Below are 13737 nucleotides of genomic sequence, written 5' to 3'. Positions count from 1 at the left end.
GCACCTCCTCCGTCGTTGCCGTCCTGGTACTGCTTACTGATCGTATCCACGCGTCGGGAAATCGGCTGGTTCCCCTTCTCTGCCCTGTGGACGAGTGTCACCTCTCACAGACCTTCCCCATGGATCGTAGGGGCGGCCCCTGGACAGTGTCCCGCACCTGGGGAGCCGACAGGGGGAGCGGGGGGAAGCGGCGGGGGGTCCGTGGGCGGTCCGTCCACTTCCTCCCGGTACTCGTCCGCTTCTGTCCGTCTCTCTTCTTTCTTGTGGTTCCTGTGGTTCCTGCCGTGCCGTTCCGGCCCGCGGCGGACTCCGGCGGCGCCGTCCGGTCGCCGGGTCCGTGACGGTCGGCCGGTGGCGCGGATGTGACGCGGGACACCCTGAAGAGGGTGCTGCGCAGGCCGCGGTGGCCGCCGCGAGGCGGTGGGGATCCGCGCCCCGGCGCCCACGCGCCGCCGCTGTCCCACCGGCGTCCGTCCGCCGTGGTGTTCCGTCCCGTCGCCGTGTGCCGCTTCACGTCTCTCCATCTGTTCGCCGGAAGGGGGCCCGAAACAAACGGATGTGATTCCACGGTCTGCGACGTGCTAATCTTCAGATGTCGCCAGGCGGTCGCACCGAAGAGGTGAGGAGCCGGGAGACACACCCAATGCGCGGGTGGCGGAATAGGCAGACGCGCTGGATTCAGGTTCCAGTGCCCGAAAGGGCGTGGGGGTTCAACTCCCCCCTCGCGCACCAGACGGAAGCCCCGTAGGTCATCGACCTACGGGGCTTTCGCGTTGTCGGCGTCACATGCGACCTTCGTCGCACCGGGGCGAGACGAAAGAGAGCGGCGTCCTTCGTGGGCGCCTGCCTAGGGTGCGGGCGTGGACGCGTCTTCGAGGATCAGGGCCCAGGTGGCCGCCGGCCGGCGATGGTTCGTGGTGCCCGGGATGTGGTCGCGCCGCAGGACCGCCGGCGAGGTGGTGCTCGCGGTGGTCATGGCGCTGCTGGCGGCCGGCACCGAGGAGCTGCTGGGCGGCGAGGGCGGACAGCTCGTCATGGTGGCCGTGGCCGCCGCCCTGCTGTCGTTGCTGCGGCGCCGGTTTCCGACGACGGTCCTGATCGCGACGGCGGCGCTCGCCCCCCTCGTACCGGGCTTCGGCGTGCTGCTGATCCTCGTCGGCTGGTCCGCGGGGCGCTATGTCCCGGGCGCCGGGCGGGCGCTGGCGGTGTTCACGGTCGCCTACGCGGTGAACCTCGGGGCGACCCTGGTCGAGTCCTGGGACCTGCACCGCGTGCTGAGCGTCGCGCTCCTGTCGACGCTGTACTTCCTGGCGACGACGCTGGCGCCCGGACTGGCCCACCGGTACTGGACCCAGCGCCGCACCCTGCTGCACGCCCTGCAGGAGCGCAACGCCCAGCTGATGCGGGAGCGGGTGATGGTGGAGGGTCAGGCGCGGCTGCGGGAGCGTCAGCGGATCGCCCAGGACATGCACGACAGCCTCGGCCACCAGCTGGCGCTGATCTCGGTGCACACCGGGGCCCTGGAGGTGGACCGGGAGCTGACCGACCGGCAGCGGCAGGCGGTCGGCGTGCTGCGGAACGCCTCGGTGACGGCCATGCACGAGCTGCGCGAGGTCGTGGGCATCCTGCGGGACGGCGTCGAGGCGCCCGCCGGGCCGGACCTGGTGCCGGTGCGGGCGGGCGACGAGTCGGGGCGGGCGGCGCGGGGGACCGCCGGCATCGAGGGGCTCGTGGAGGCGGCGCGGGCCGCGGGGAACCGGGTGGAGCTGCGGCGCCTCGGCGAGCACCAGTCGCTGCCGCCGGCCGTCGACCACGCCGCGTACCGCGTCGTCCAGGAGTCGCTGACCAACGCCTACAAGCACGCGCCGGGGGCGCTGATCGGTGTCGAACTGCGCTACGAGCCGGACGCCTTCGTCGTCGAGATCGTCAACGAGGCCGCCGCGGAGGCGCCCAGGGACGTCGTGAGCGGTGGTCAGGGGCTCACCGGGCTGCACGAGCGGGCGCGGCTGGTGGGCGGCATGGTCCACGTCGGCCCGGTGGACGGCGGCGGCTTCCGGGTCGCCGGGGTGCTGCCGTACGGGGTGGTGGAAGCCGCGCCTTTGGTCGACGTGGCCGACGACTTCCGGCAGCAGTCGACGGCCCCCGTGGCACGCGACGGTGGACGGGTTCCGGTCGGACCGACCGACTGGACCCTGACGGAGCGGGAGTTGGCCATGGCGATGCGCGGGGGCAGGAGCAGGAGCGGCGGGGTCGCGCTGGGGTGCGGGATCGCGTTCGCGGGGGTGGTGCTGCTGCTGATCGCGGCCGGGTTCGGCCTCTACTTCATGGTCGGCTCGATGAAGGAGGGCATGATCGAGCCCGCCCAGTACGAGGCGGTGCGGGTCGGCACGGCCGAACGGGAGGTCCGCGACCGGCTGCCCTCCGGGGACACGATCGTCACGACGGGCCTGCACGGCAAGGGGCCGCAGGAGCCGGCCGGGTCCTCGTGCCTGGTGCTGATGTCCTCCGAGGTGGGCGAGGACCTCGACACGGAGCCGGTTTTCCGGTTCTGCTTCAAGGACGGCAAGCTGATCGAGAAGAAGTCGTACGACGTCAAGCGCTAGCGCCTGCCGCACCCGTGGTCGGCAGCCGGTGGGGAGTAGCTGTGGCAGGGCAGCGCATCAGGGTCGTGATCGCCGATGACGAACCGCTGATCAGGGCCGGGATCCGGATGATCCTGACCTCGGACCCGGAGATCGAGGTGGTCGCGGAGGCCGCGAACGGCCGCGAGGCGATCGAGCGGGTGAGGGCGCACGCCGCCGAGGTGGTCCTGCTCGACATCCAGATGCCGGTCCTCGACGGGCTCTCGGCGCTGCCGGAACTGCGCAGGGCGGCGCCCTCGACCCGGGTGATCGTGCTGACCACGTTCGGGGAACGGGAGAACGTCCTGCGGGCGCTGGAGCACGGCGGTGCCGGGTTCCTGCTGAAGGACACGGCGCCGGCCGAACTGATCCGGGCGGTGCGGGCCGCGGCGGCGGGGGACGCCTACCTCTCGCCGGCGGCCACCCGGCATGTGGTCGATCAGCTGGCCTCGGGGCGGGAGGGGGCGCGGACGGAGCGGGCGCGGGCCCGGGTCGCGACACTGAGCGAGCGGGAGCGCGAGGTACTGGTCCTGCTCGGGGAGGGCCTGTCCAACGCGGACGCGGGGCGCCGCCTGCACATGAGCGAGGCCACCGTGAAGACGTACGTGAGCCGGATCCTGGCGAAGCTCGGCTGCGAGAACCGGGTGCAGGCGGCGCTGCTGGCCCGGGACGCCGGTCTGTAGGCGGTCGGGGAACGGGGTCGGGGGGCCGGTCGGGCCCGGGGGCCGGGGCCTCGGCGGGCTTCGCGGGATCGTGGGTCGGGGGTCGTGGGGGGATCCGCCGTCGTCGCGCGGGGGACGGTCAGCGGGGGGTCCCGGGGACGCCCGGCGTCTCGGTGGAGGTGCGCGGGGCCTGGGGGAGGCCCGAGGTGCCGGCGGAGTTGTAGCGCAGCAGGTAGACGGCGAACCGGGCGAGGTCGTCGGCCGACCAGTCCTTGAGGCGTTCCTCGTAGGCGGCGAGGCGGCTGGCCTGGGTGGAGGCCAGGACGTCGGTGCCCGCCGCGGTCGGATGCAGGACCTGGACGCGGTGGTCGTCCGGGTCCGGACGGCGTTCCACCAGGCCGAGCTTCTCCAGACCGGCCACCTGCCGGCTGACCGTCGACTTGTCGAGCAGGTAGTGGGTGGCGAGATCGGTCGCCCGGCAGCCCTGCTGGTCGACGATGTGCGCGAGCAGCGTGTACGAGACCAGGGGCAGCTCGGGGTGGAGCCGGGCCGCCGCGGCGCGTGCCCGGCGGGCGAAGGCCGTGAGCTCCCGCTGGATGGTGTCGATGGAGGCCTCGCGGGCGCCGCCGGTCATGGTGCGCTCCTCGTCGTCGATTGGCGGGGGTCCGCACGGTGGGGGTGCGGGGGTTCGTGGAGCGTCCCGCCTCAGTTGTATAGTACAACGGTCGTTTAGTTGTAAAAGCCAACCATGGAGGTTCGTCCGATGTCCGCAGGACCCCACCCGGCAGGACCGAGCACCACGGGCGCGGTGCGGCACGTGCTCGGGCACCTGCTCACCCCCTTGCTCATGTGCATCGGCATGGGACTCGCCTACCTCGGCGCCTTCCACGCACCCGAACCCCACGACCTGCGCGTCGACGTCGTCGGCTCGGGCCCCAGCGCCCAGGTCCTCGCCCAGACCCTCCACGACAAGGGCGCCGGCGCCCTCGACGTCCGCACCGTCGCCGACCGCGACACCGCCGTCGCCGCCCTGCGCGGGCTGTCCTCCTCCGGCGCCTACGTCCCCGGCGCCCACCCCGAGCTCCTGATCGCCTCCGCCGCCTCCGACACCAGTGCCCTCGCCGTCGAGAAGGTCTTCACCAAGGTCGCGGCCGGACAGGACGCACCCCTGAAGGTGACCGACGTCGCCCCCGTGTCGGACGGCGACCCCACCGGACAGGGCGTCTTCTTCCTGCTCGTCGCCCTCAGCATCGGCTCGTACGCCTCCGTCGCCGTCATCGGCGGCGCCGGGGCCGTCCTGCCCCTGCGGATCCGCGCGCTGCTCGCCGCCGGGACGTCCCTCGCCGTCAGCCTGATCGGCGCCGTCTTCGCGGGACCGCTGTTCCACCTCGTCGACCACGGACTCGGCGGCGTCTGGGCCCTGTCCTGGCTCTACACCGCCGGCATCCTGCTGATCGGCGTCGGACTCCACACCTTCCTGCGCCGCTGGACCACCCTCGGCGTGATGGTGCTGTTCGTGATGCTCAACTTCACCAGCTCCGGCGGCATCTACCGCCCCGAACTCCAGCCCGGCTTCTTCGCCGCCCTCCACGCCTTCTGGAACGGCGCCGGCTTCGTCGAGGGCGTCCGCGCCCACGTGTACTTCGACGGCCGGGCTCTCGGCGGACACGTCCTGGTCCTGGCCCTGTGGTTCCTCGCCGGCGTCGCCCTGACCGCCCTCGCCGGGATCGCCGAGGCGCGCCGCCGTCCCGCGCCGACGCCGGCCACGGCGCCTTCACGCGGCGCTGCGACCGTGAACGGGAACAACGCCATGGGGGACCGGACGGAGAAGGACGCGGAGGTCGAGGAGGAGCTGGCGGAAGCCGTCGGCGTCTGAAGGGCGTTCCGCCGATCTTGCCGATCTTGCCGATCCAGCCGGGCTTGCCGGGCTCTCGGGCCTTCCCCGGCTCGGCCCCGGGCGGGCAGCGCCTCCTGCCGCTCCCGACCCGTTCGAAACGGCTCCCCCGCGGCGCGTCCGGGTGGCCCGGTTCTCCCCAAGCCGTCGCTCGTCCACAGGGGGAGACGGCTCCCGCACCCCGGCTGTACCTTCATGGCCAGTTGATGTTGGACAGAACGCGCGAGTCGTTCGAGGTCGGGGGAGGGCGTCGCATGGACGACTACCAAGCAGCGGTGCCGGGACAGCGGGGCCCGGAAAGCGCACGGGTGCCGCACGTACCCGGGTTCGCGCCGCGGGCCGCCACGGGGACGACCGACTCCCCCAAGGAACACGGCAAGGCCCTCCGCGCGCGGCTGCCGCGCTCCGCGCACAGTGCGCTGACCCTCTCCGCGGACCGCCCGGACGCCGTGCGCGCCGTGGAGGAGTCCAGCCGCGACCGCGTCCCGGAACTGACACCGATACGCGTCGGCCGCATGGCCGCCAGCCCCTTCGCGTTCCTCCGGGGCTCCGCCGGCCTGATGGCCCACGACCTCGCCGGATCGCCCGTCACCGGCGTCGCCGCCCAGATATGCGGCGACGCCCACGCGGCGAACTTCGGCCTCTACGGCGACGCCCGGGGCCGCCTCGTCATCGACCTCAACGACTTCGACGAGACCGTCGTCGGCCCCTGGGAGTGGGACCTCAAGCGGCTCGCCACCTCGCTGGTCCTCGCCGGACGCGAGGTCGGTGCCGACGAGGACATCTGCCGGGCCGCCGCCTTCGACACCGTCGGCGCCTACCGGCGCACCATGCGGCTGCTCGCCAAGCTCCCCGTCCTCGACTCCTGGAACGCCATCGCGGACGAGGAGCTCGTCTCCCACACCGACGCCCGCGACCTGCTCGGCACCCTCGAACGGGTCTCCGAGAAGGCCCGCAACAACACCAGTGCCCGCTTCGCCGCCAAGTCGACCGAGGCCGTCGCCGACGCGGACGGCGGAGGCCGCCGGTTCGTGGACGCGCCGCCGGTGCTGCGCCGGGTCCCGGACGCGGAGGCCGCCGCGGTCACCGCCTCGCTCGGCGGCTACCTGCGGACCGTGTCCGAGGACCGGCTGCCGCTGCTGGCCCGGTACGCGGTGCACGACGTCGCGTTCCGGGTGGTCGGCACCGGCAGCGTCGGCACCCGCTCGTACGTGGTGCTGCTGCTCGACCACCGGGGGGAGCCGCTGGTGCTCCAGGTCAAGGAGGCACGGCCGTCCGCGCTGCTGCCGCACCTCGCGTCCGCCGGGTTCACCGCACCGGAACCGGGCCACGAGGGACAGCGCGTCGTCCTCGGACAGAAGCGCATGCAGGTCGTCAGCGACATCCTGCTCGGCTGGACCACGGTGCAGGGGCGGCCGTTCCAGGTGCGGCAGTTCCGCAACAGGAAGGGCAGCGTCGACCCCGCGGCGCTCACCCCGGACGAGGTCGACGACTACGGACGCATGACCGGCGCCCTGCTGGCACGGGCCCACGCGCACAGCGCCGACCCGCGCCTCATAGCCGGCTACTGCGGAAAGAACGAGGAACTGGACGAGGCGATCGCCGGCTTCGCCGTGGCCTACGCGGACCGCACCACGGCGGACCACGCGGACCTGGTGACGGCCGTGAACAACGGCCGGATGGCGGCCGAGCTCGGCGTCTGACGACCGGCGGCGGGCGGCAGGTGATCGGTGGCCGCGACCGGCGACCGGCGACCGGCGGCAGGCGACCGCGGGGCCCTGTCGCGAGGCGACCCTGAGGCGGCGGCTGCGATGCCGTGGCGGGGCGGCCGTGAGGCAGTGGCGGGTGGGGGCGCCACGAGGCCGACGGGCAGGGCCGGGCGGCACGAGGCCGACGGGCGACGCCGTCGTCCGGAAAAAAACGGGGGCAGGGGTGGGGAGGGAGGGGGAGGGAGGGGGAGGCCCCCCCGGAGTGACCGTAGGCTGGAGGCGTGACGGACCGGAGCGAGGACGTGGACGTGGAGCAGGGCGCGGGCGCGGGTGGTGAGCCCGGTACGGAGCGGCCCGAGGCGCGGCTGGAGAAGGCCGTGGGCGTGGCGGAGCAGGCGCTGATCGAGTTCGAGATCGCGGTCGAGACGTTCCGGGTCGAGGTGGACAACTTCTCCCGGCTGCATCACCAGAAACTCGGGCCGATGTACACGCGGCTCGACGAGCTGGACGCGCAGATCGCCGAGGCCAAGGCGGCCAGGACCGGGGATCCGGAGGATCTGCGGCGGGCGCAGGAGGCGCGCGCCAACGTCATGCCGATGCCCGGGGTCGAGGAGCTCTTCCACGACTGGATCGACTCCGACGGGCTGTCCCCCGAAGCCGCCGCGATGCTGACCGAGCAGCCGGTGCAGCCGCCGAAGCGGGTCCGGCCGAGCGAGGAGGCGCGCAAGCTGTACCGCGAGCTGGCCCGCCGGGCCCACCCCGACCTGGCGCGGGACGAGGACGAGCGCAAGCGTCGCGAGGAGTTCATCACCCGGGTGAACGCCGCGTACGCGCGCGGTGACGTCGGCCTTCTCGGCGAGCTGTCCGCCGAGTGGGCAGCCGGACCGGCTCCGGAGCCGGAGCGGCTGAGCGAGAGCGAGGAGCTGTACGCGCGCCTGGAGTGGCTGTCGCAGCGCAAGGAGCTGCTGACGGTCGTCGCGCGGGAGCTGGAGGAGAGCGCGATCGGCGCGATGCTGCGGATGGCGCCGGACGACCCGGACCGGCTGTTGGAGGAGATCGCCGAGCAGCTGCTCGCGCAGGTCTCCGAGCGGGAGGCGGAGCTCGCCTCCCTGGTGCAGTAGTTTCGAAGGAGCTCGCGTTCGGTCGGGCGGTTCAGACGAGAGAAGGCCAGTCCCATGAATTTCGCCCCGCTGCCCTCGGTGGACGTGGCCTCCGTGCCCGCAGACGCCCTGGTGCTGGACGTCCGGGAGGACGACGAGTGGGCGGCCGGTCATGTCGAGGACGCGCTGCACGTGCCGATGAGTGACTTCGTGGCGCGTTTCGGTGAGGTGACCGAGGCGGTCGCCGACGGCCGGCGTGCCTATGTGATGTGCCGCGTCGGCGGTCGGTCGGCGCAGGTGACGCAGTACCTGGTGCAGCAGGGGATCGACGCCGTGAACGTCGACGGCGGGATGCTGGCCTGGGACGGCGCGGGGCGTCCGATGGTGACGGACGGCGGCAGCCAGGCCTTCGTTCTCTGATCGTGGTGGCGGTGCCCGGCGGTCCGGTACGCGCGGAGCGCCGGGGGCGCGCGGTCTGAGCGGGCGTCGCGTCAGCCGAGGGGGTGGGCGGCCAGGAGGTCGCCCAGGGCCTCTTCGTGGGCGGCGGCCGGGCCGAGGGCGAGTTCGATCTGCTTGGCCCAGGCGTGGTAGCGGTGCAGCGGGTAGTCGGTGTCGGCGCCGAAGCCGCCGTGCAGGTGCTGGGCGGTCTGCACCACGCGGCGTACGCCCTCGGAGGCCCAGATCTTGGCGACGGCGATGTCCGCGGCGGGCGGCAGTGGGCCGCCGGCGCCGGTGCTGATGCGCCAGGCGGCCTGCCAGAGGGTGACCTCCATGGCGCGCAGGTCGATGTAGCGGTCGGCGGTCTGGACCGCGACGGCCTGGAAGGTGGCCACGGGGTGGCCGAACTGCTCGCGTTTCCCGGTGTACTGGCTCGTCATGGCGAGGACGCTTTCGCCGAGCCCGAGGGCGAGGGCGCAGGTTCCGGTGGCGAGGACGCCGCGCAGCCAGTCCCAGGCGCCGTCGGTGTCGATGACGTCGGTGCCGGTGAGGCGCGCGGAGTCGAGGGTGAGTTCGGCGAGGAGTTCGCCGCTGGTGGAGTACTGCTCGGCCAGGGTGAGGCCGGGGTGGGTGCGGGGGATCAGGGCGAGGACGGTCCGGCCGTCGGTGGTGTGGGCGGGGACGGCGATGCGGTCGGCGGCGTGGGCCCAGGGGACGGCGCTCTGCGTGCCGTCGAGGATCCAGTCGCTGTCGTCGAGGCGGGCGGTGACGGCCAGTTCGGCGGGTTCGTGGCCGCTGCGGCCGTTGGGGGCGGCGGTGAGGACGAGTTCGCCGCGGGCGACGCGGGGCAGGAGGTCAGCCGTTGTGGCGTCGGGGGCGTAGCGCTCGACGGTCATCGCGACGGCGCAGGTCTCCAGCAGGGGGACGCGGGCGAGGACACGGGCCGATTCGCGCAGGACGAGGCAGAGGGCGGTGGTGTCGAGGCCGGCGCCGTCGTGTTCGGGGGTGAGGACGAGGCCGAGGAGTCCGGCGTCGGCGAGGCGCTTCCAGAGGGGCCGGTCGAGGTCGTCGGCGACTGCGCCGGGGGTGAGGGCGGGGCTGGGTACGGCGTCGGGTGCGGTGCCCGAGAAGACGGCCTTGGCCGCTTCGACGGCTGCCTGCTGTTCCTCGGTGAAGGTGAAGTCCATGGCCTTGCCCTCCCGTTCCTGCCCTGACGGTCCGCCTTCTGACGGACCGTCAAGATAGAACAGGTTCTACCGGAAGGGAATGGGCCGGGGACGACGGCCGGTGGACGTCAGCGGTCGAAGTCCAACTCCACGTCCGCCGTGGCCGGGTGGGACTGGCACGCCAGCACGTAACCGGCTTCGGTCTCCTCCGGCTCGAGGGCGAAGTTGCGGTCCATCCGCACCTCTCCGCCGACGAGGAAGGCGCGGCAGGTGCCGCAGACGCCGCCCTTGCAGGCGTACGGGGCGTCCGCGCGGGCCCGCAGCACGGTGTCGAGGAGCGTCTCGCCCTCCTGGACCGGCCAGTTGCCGGAGCGGCCGTGCAGGGTGGCGGTCAGTGTGGCGTGGACCGGCGCGCCGGTGGCCGCCGGGGCGGGCGCGGAGCCGTCGTCGACGTGGAAGATCTCCTGGTGGATCCGGCCGCGGGCGACTCCGAGTCCGCGCAGGGCCTGCTCGGCGCCCTGGACGAGGCCGAAGGGGCCGCACAGGAACCAGCCGTCGATGTCCTCGACCGGCAGCAGCGCGGGCAGGAGTGCGGTGAGCCGGTCCTGGTCGAGGCGCCCGGACGGCAGCCCGGACTGCTGCTCCTCGCGGGAGAGGACGGTGACGAGCTGGAAGCGGTCGGGGTAGCGGTCCTTGAGGTCGGCGACCTCGTCGAGGAACATCGTCGAGGAGGCGGTGCGGTCGCTGCGGACCAGGCAGAACCGGGCCTCGGGCTCGCGGGCGAGCAGGGTGGCCGCCATCGAGAGGACCGGGGTGATGCCGCTGCCGCCGACGACGGCCGCGAAGTGCCCGGGCCGCGGGTCGAGGACGAAGCGGCCCATCGGCTCCATGACCTCGACGACGTCGCCGGCGGTCAGCTCCTTGAGGGCGTACGTGGAGAACTCGCCGCCGTCGACCAGCCGGATGCCCACCCGCAGGACGGGGTCCTCGCCGGCCGGGGTGGCCGGGGCGCAGATGGAGTAGGTGCGGCGGATCTCCTCGCCGTCCCGCGTGGTGCGGCGCAGGGCGAGGTGCTGGCCGGGGGTGTGGCGGTAGGTCTCGCGCAGCTCGGGCGGGACCGTGAAGGTGACGGCCACCGAGTCGTCCGTGAGCTGCTCGACCTCGCTCACCCGGAGCGGATGGAACATCTACAACTCCTTGAAGTGGTCGAACGGTTCGCGGCAGGCCGTGCAGCGGCGCAGTGCCTTGCACGCGGTGGAGGAGAACCGGCTGAGCAGTTCGGTGTCGGTGGACCCGCAGTGGGGGCAGCGGATCGCGAGGGTCAGCGGTACCGGTCCGCCGGCCGGGCCCTGCGGGCGCGGCGGGGCGATGCCGAACTCGGCGAGCTTGCGCCGGCCTTCCTCGGTGATGTCGTCCGTCGACCAGGCGGGGGAGAGGACCGTCACGACGGAGACCTCGGGCACGCCGTGTGCGTGGAGGGCCTGCTCGATGTCGGCCGACATGGCCTCGATCGCCGGGCAGCCGGTGTAGGTCGGGGTCAGTTCGACCTCGACCCGGCCGGGGCCGAGGACCTTGGCACCGCGCAGGACGCCGAGGTCCTCCAGGGTCAGGACGGGCAGCTCGGGGTCGGGAACGGCGCCGGCGACCCGGCTCAGTTCCTGTTCCAGGGCCGTCATGGTCACCATGTCGCCCCCGGGTGGCTGCGGTGCAGGTGCTGCATCTCGGCGATCATCCGGCCGAAGGACTCGGTGTGCAGGCCCTGGCGTCCGGCGCCGGCGGCCCAGGCGCCGGTGCGCGGGCCGTCCGGCACGGTGAGGGTGGCCCGGGTGAGGACGTCCGTGACCGAGGCCAGCCAGGTGCTCTCCATGGCGGTCCGGTCGACGTCGAGGCCCTCGACGGGCTGGAACAGTTCGCCGGTGAAGCGCCACAGGGCGTCGCACGCCCGCTGCATGCGGTCGTGGCTCTCTTCCGTGCCGTCGCCGAGGCGCAGGGTCCAGTGCTCGGCGTGGTCCTGGTGGTAGGCGACTTCCTTGACGGCCTTGGCGGCGAGTCCGGCCAGCGGCCCGTCGCCGGTGGCCAGCTCCCCGTACAGCAGTCGCTGGTAGGTGGAGAAGTAGAGCTGGCGGGCGATGGTGTGGGCGAAGTCGCCGTTCGGCTGCTCGACGAGCTGGCAGTTGCGGAAGGCCCGCTCCTCGCGGAGGTAGGCCAGCTCGTCCTCGTCGCCGACGAGGGAGAGCAGGATGCGTGCCTGGCCGAGCAGGTCGAGCGCGATGTTGGCGAGGGCGACCTCCTCCTCCAGGACGGGGGCGCTGCCGGCCCACTCCCCCAGCCGGTGGGAGAGCACGAGGGCGTCGTCGCCGAGGGCGAGGGCGGCCGTGGTGATCACGGCGGTGTCGCTCACAGGTGCTTCACCCCGTCCGGGATCTCGTAGAAGGTCGGGTGGCGGTAGGGCTTGTCGGCCGACGGCTCGAAGAAGGGGTCCTTCTCGTCGGGCGAGGAGGCGGTGATCTCGGCGGAGGGGACCACCCAGATCGAGATGCCTTCGTTGCGGCGGGTGTAGAGGTCGCGGGCGTTGCGCAGGGCCATCTCGGCGTCCGGCGCGTGCAGGCTGCCGGCGTGGGTGTGGGACAGTCCGCGGCGCGAGCGCACGAACACCTCCCACAGCGGCCATCCGTTGGTGGTCATGCCCGTGCCTCCCCGTGGTGCTGGTCCGCGTGCTGGTCGTCCTGTCGGCCGGCCGCGGGCCGGTCGGTGTGCTTGGTGGCGTACGCCGCGGCGGCGTCCCGGACCCAGGCGCCGTCCTCGTGGGTCTTGCGGCGCTTGTCGAGTCGCTGTTCGTTGCAGGGGCCGTTGCCCTTGAGGACGTCCCAGAACTCGGTCCAGTCGATGGCGCCGAAGTCGTGGTGTCCGCGCTCCTCGTTCCACCGGAGGTCGGGGTCGGGGAGGGTGAGGCCGAGGGCCTCGGCCTGCGGGACGGCGATGTCGACGAAGCGCTGGCGCAGCTCGTCGTTGGAGTGGCGCTTGATCTTCCAGGCCATCGACTGCGCGGAGTGCGCCGACTCGTCGTCGGGCGGGCCGAACATCATCAGTGAGGGCCACCACCAGCGGTCGACCGCGTCCTGTGCCATGGCGTGCTGGGCCTCGGTGCCGTTCGACAGGGCGAGCAGGGCTTCGTATCCCTGGCGCTGGTGGAACGACTCCTCCTTGCAGACCCGGACCATCGCGCGGGCGTACGGGCCGTAGGAGCAGCGGCAGAGCGGGACCTGGTTCGTGATGGCGGCGCCGTCCACGAGCCAGCCGATGGCGCCGACGTCGGCCCAGGTCAGCGTGGGGTAGTTGAAGATCGAGGAGTACTTCTGGCGGCCGGAGTGGAGCTTGTCGAGCAGCTCGTCGCGGCTGGTGCCGAGCGTCTCGGCGGCGCTGTAGAGGTAGAGCCCGTGGCCGGCCTCGTCCTGGACCTTGGCCATGAGGATCGCCTTGCGGCGCAGCGAGGGCGCGCGGGTGATCCAGTTGGCCTCCGGCTGCATGCCGATGATCTCGGAGTGGGCGTGCTGTGCGATCTGGCGCACGAGGGAGGCCCGGTAAGCGTCGGGCATCCAGTCGCGCGGCTCGATGCGCTCGTCGGCCGCGACGGCGGCGTCGAACACGGCCTCGTAGGCCGCGTGGGTCGCCGCGGTGGCCGCGTCGTCACCGGCCTGTGCGCCCTGCCCGGCCTGCGCGCCCGCGGTCACTGCTGTCGCTGCTGTCCCTGCGGTCATCGGACTCCCTACCGACCGATCGTTCGGTTGAATGACTTCAATGGTGGGTCGGGGGCCCGTATGGTGTCAACCCTGTGGATAACCGGGGTGGACCGATCGGGATCGGGGCGGGGATGAACTCGTACGGCGACGAGAGCGCGCCTGGGGGTCGGGCTGCCCCCGGCACCGCGGCTCCGGACACGGCGGTGGGCGCCTCCGCCCCGGCCGCCGACCCGCCGCCCGACCGCCCCTCGATACCCGTTCCCGGCCGTATGTCCGGCGCGATATCCGGGTCCGGACCGGCCGAGGAGCCGGACGCCGGCCCGGCGCCGGGACGCGACCCGGGACCCGGCGCCCGGGAACCCTCCCCGGACCCCTCGCGGGCCTCCGACTCAGCGGCCGCAGGGCGG

Annotated in this window: 13 protein-coding genes and 1 tRNA gene; 7 read left to right on the top strand and 7 right to left on the bottom strand. The window is 73.0% G+C overall.

Features of this window, described 5'->3' with window-relative positions; all coding sequences use genetic code 11:
• Positions 1 to 645 precede the first annotated feature (645 nt).
• The 3 genes from ACGFZF_RS09650 (at position 646) to ACGFZF_RS09640 (ending at position 3304) form a co-directional block, all read left to right on the top strand.
• Positions 646 to 732, top strand: a tRNA-Leu gene (locus ACGFZF_RS09650).
• A 128-nt stretch (positions 733 to 860) separates the two neighbouring features.
• Complete coding sequence (locus ACGFZF_RS09645; protein ID WP_393552595.1) at positions 861 to 2603, top strand: sensor histidine kinase; 1743 nt, start codon at positions 861 to 863, stop codon at positions 2601 to 2603.
• A 41-nt stretch (positions 2604 to 2644) separates the two neighbouring features.
• The gene (locus ACGFZF_RS09640; protein ID WP_393552592.1) at positions 2645 to 3304 is read left to right on the top strand and encodes a response regulator; all 660 of its coding nucleotides are present in this window, start codon (positions 2645 to 2647) and stop codon (positions 3302 to 3304) included.
• A gap of 118 nt (positions 3305 to 3422) precedes the next feature.
• On the opposite strand, the gene ACGFZF_RS09635 is transcribed toward ACGFZF_RS09640, so the two are convergent.
• Positions 3423 to 3917, bottom strand: a complete 495-nt coding sequence (locus ACGFZF_RS09635; RefSeq protein ID WP_393552589.1) for a MarR family winged helix-turn-helix transcriptional regulator — start codon at positions 3915 to 3917, stop codon at positions 3423 to 3425.
• Between the two features lie 129 nt (positions 3918 to 4046).
• Here ACGFZF_RS09635 and ACGFZF_RS09630 point away from each other — a divergent pair, with 129 nt between their 5' ends.
• From ACGFZF_RS09630 to ACGFZF_RS09615, 4 genes are all read left to right on the top strand, one after another.
• Complete coding sequence (locus ACGFZF_RS09630; RefSeq protein ID WP_393552586.1) at positions 4047 to 5159, top strand: hypothetical protein; 1113 nt, start codon at positions 4047 to 4049, stop codon at positions 5157 to 5159.
• A 272-nt stretch (positions 5160 to 5431) separates the two neighbouring features.
• Complete coding sequence (locus ACGFZF_RS09625) at positions 5432 to 6880, top strand: DUF2252 domain-containing protein (protein WP_393552583.1); 1449 nt, start codon at positions 5432 to 5434, stop codon at positions 6878 to 6880.
• 287 nt (positions 6881 to 7167) lie between these two features.
• Positions 7168 to 8007 carry a J domain-containing protein gene (locus ACGFZF_RS09620; RefSeq protein ID WP_393552580.1) on the top strand — a complete coding sequence of 280 codons (840 nt, stop codon included), beginning with the start codon at positions 7168 to 7170 and terminating at the stop codon, positions 8005 to 8007.
• A gap of 54 nt (positions 8008 to 8061) precedes the next feature.
• The gene (locus ACGFZF_RS09615) at positions 8062 to 8406 is read left to right on the top strand and encodes a rhodanese-like domain-containing protein (RefSeq protein ID WP_356601354.1); all 345 of its coding nucleotides are present in this window, start codon (positions 8062 to 8064) and stop codon (positions 8404 to 8406) included.
• Positions 8407 to 8477: 71 nt separating this feature from the next.
• On the opposite strand, the gene ACGFZF_RS09610 is transcribed toward ACGFZF_RS09615, so the two are convergent.
• The 6 genes from ACGFZF_RS09610 to paaA all read right to left on the bottom strand — a co-directional run bounded on the left by ACGFZF_RS09610 (position 8478) and on the right by paaA (position 13348).
• Complete coding sequence (locus ACGFZF_RS09610; RefSeq protein ID WP_393552576.1) at positions 8478 to 9611, bottom strand: acyl-CoA dehydrogenase family protein; 1134 nt, start codon at positions 9609 to 9611, stop codon at positions 8478 to 8480.
• Positions 9612 to 9718: 107 nt separating this feature from the next.
• Positions 9719 to 10777, bottom strand: a complete 1059-nt coding sequence (locus ACGFZF_RS09605) for a 2Fe-2S iron-sulfur cluster-binding protein (protein ID WP_393552573.1) — start codon at positions 10775 to 10777, stop codon at positions 9719 to 9721.
• Positions 10778 to 11275 carry a 1,2-phenylacetyl-CoA epoxidase subunit PaaD gene (gene paaD, locus ACGFZF_RS09600; protein ID WP_356601357.1) on the bottom strand — a complete coding sequence of 166 codons (498 nt, stop codon included), beginning with the start codon at positions 11273 to 11275 and terminating at the stop codon, positions 10778 to 10780. It abuts the gene before it with no gap.
• Positions 11269 to 11991, bottom strand: coding sequence for a 1,2-phenylacetyl-CoA epoxidase subunit PaaC (gene paaC / locus ACGFZF_RS09595; protein ID WP_393552569.1), 723 nt, complete (start codon positions 11989 to 11991; stop codon positions 11269 to 11271). The genes paaD and paaC overlap by 7 nt, the downstream gene beginning before the upstream one ends.
• Positions 11988 to 12275 (bottom strand): 1,2-phenylacetyl-CoA epoxidase subunit PaaB, encoded by a 288-nt coding sequence (gene paaB / locus ACGFZF_RS09590; RefSeq protein WP_356601359.1) that lies wholly within the window; start codon positions 12273 to 12275, stop codon positions 11988 to 11990. The genes paaC and paaB overlap by 4 nt, the downstream gene beginning before the upstream one ends.
• Positions 12272 to 13348, bottom strand: a complete 1077-nt coding sequence (gene paaA / locus ACGFZF_RS09585; protein WP_393552566.1) for a 1,2-phenylacetyl-CoA epoxidase subunit PaaA — start codon at positions 13346 to 13348, stop codon at positions 12272 to 12274. The genes paaB and paaA overlap by 4 nt, the downstream gene beginning before the upstream one ends.
• Positions 13349 to 13737 lie beyond the last annotated feature (389 nt).

The organism is Streptomyces sp. NPDC048338 (assembly GCF_043201055.1).
Taxonomy (GTDB): domain Bacteria; phylum Actinomycetota; class Actinomycetes; order Streptomycetales; family Streptomycetaceae; genus Streptomyces.
Note: the sequence above shows the minus strand (reverse complement) of the source record. Positions and strands in the feature narration are given on the sequence as shown.

What these genes read in the sequence shown, in the direction of transcription:
- ACGFZF_RS09635 (WP_393552589.1), bottom strand. Translation starts at nt 3,917, where the DNA reads ATGACCGGCGGCGCCCGCGAGGCCTCCATCGACACCATCCAGCGGGAG.
- ACGFZF_RS09630 (WP_393552586.1), top strand. Translation starts at nt 4,047, where the DNA reads ATGTCCGCAGGACCCCACCCGGCAGGACCGAGCACCACGGGCGCGGTG.
- ACGFZF_RS09625 (WP_393552583.1), top strand. Translation starts at nt 5,432, where the DNA reads ATGGACGACTACCAAGCAGCGGTGCCGGGACAGCGGGGCCCGGAAAGC.
- ACGFZF_RS09615 (WP_356601354.1), top strand. Translation starts at nt 8,062, where the DNA reads ATGAATTTCGCCCCGCTGCCCTCGGTGGACGTGGCCTCCGTGCCCGCA.
- ACGFZF_RS09610 (WP_393552576.1), bottom strand. Translation starts at nt 9,611, where the DNA reads ATGGACTTCACCTTCACCGAGGAACAGCAGGCAGCCGTCGAAGCGGCC.
- ACGFZF_RS09605 (WP_393552573.1), bottom strand. Translation starts at nt 10,777, where the DNA reads ATGTTCCATCCGCTCCGGGTGAGCGAGGTCGAGCAGCTCACGGACGAC.
- paaD (WP_356601357.1), bottom strand. Translation starts at nt 11,275, where the DNA reads ATGGTGACCATGACGGCCCTGGAACAGGAACTGAGCCGGGTCGCCGGC.
- paaB (WP_356601359.1), bottom strand. Translation starts at nt 12,275, where the DNA reads ATGACCACCAACGGATGGCCGCTGTGGGAGGTGTTCGTGCGCTCGCGC.
- paaA (WP_393552566.1), bottom strand. Translation starts at nt 13,348, where the DNA reads ATGACCGCAGGGACAGCAGCGACAGCAGTGACCGCGGGCGCGCAGGCC.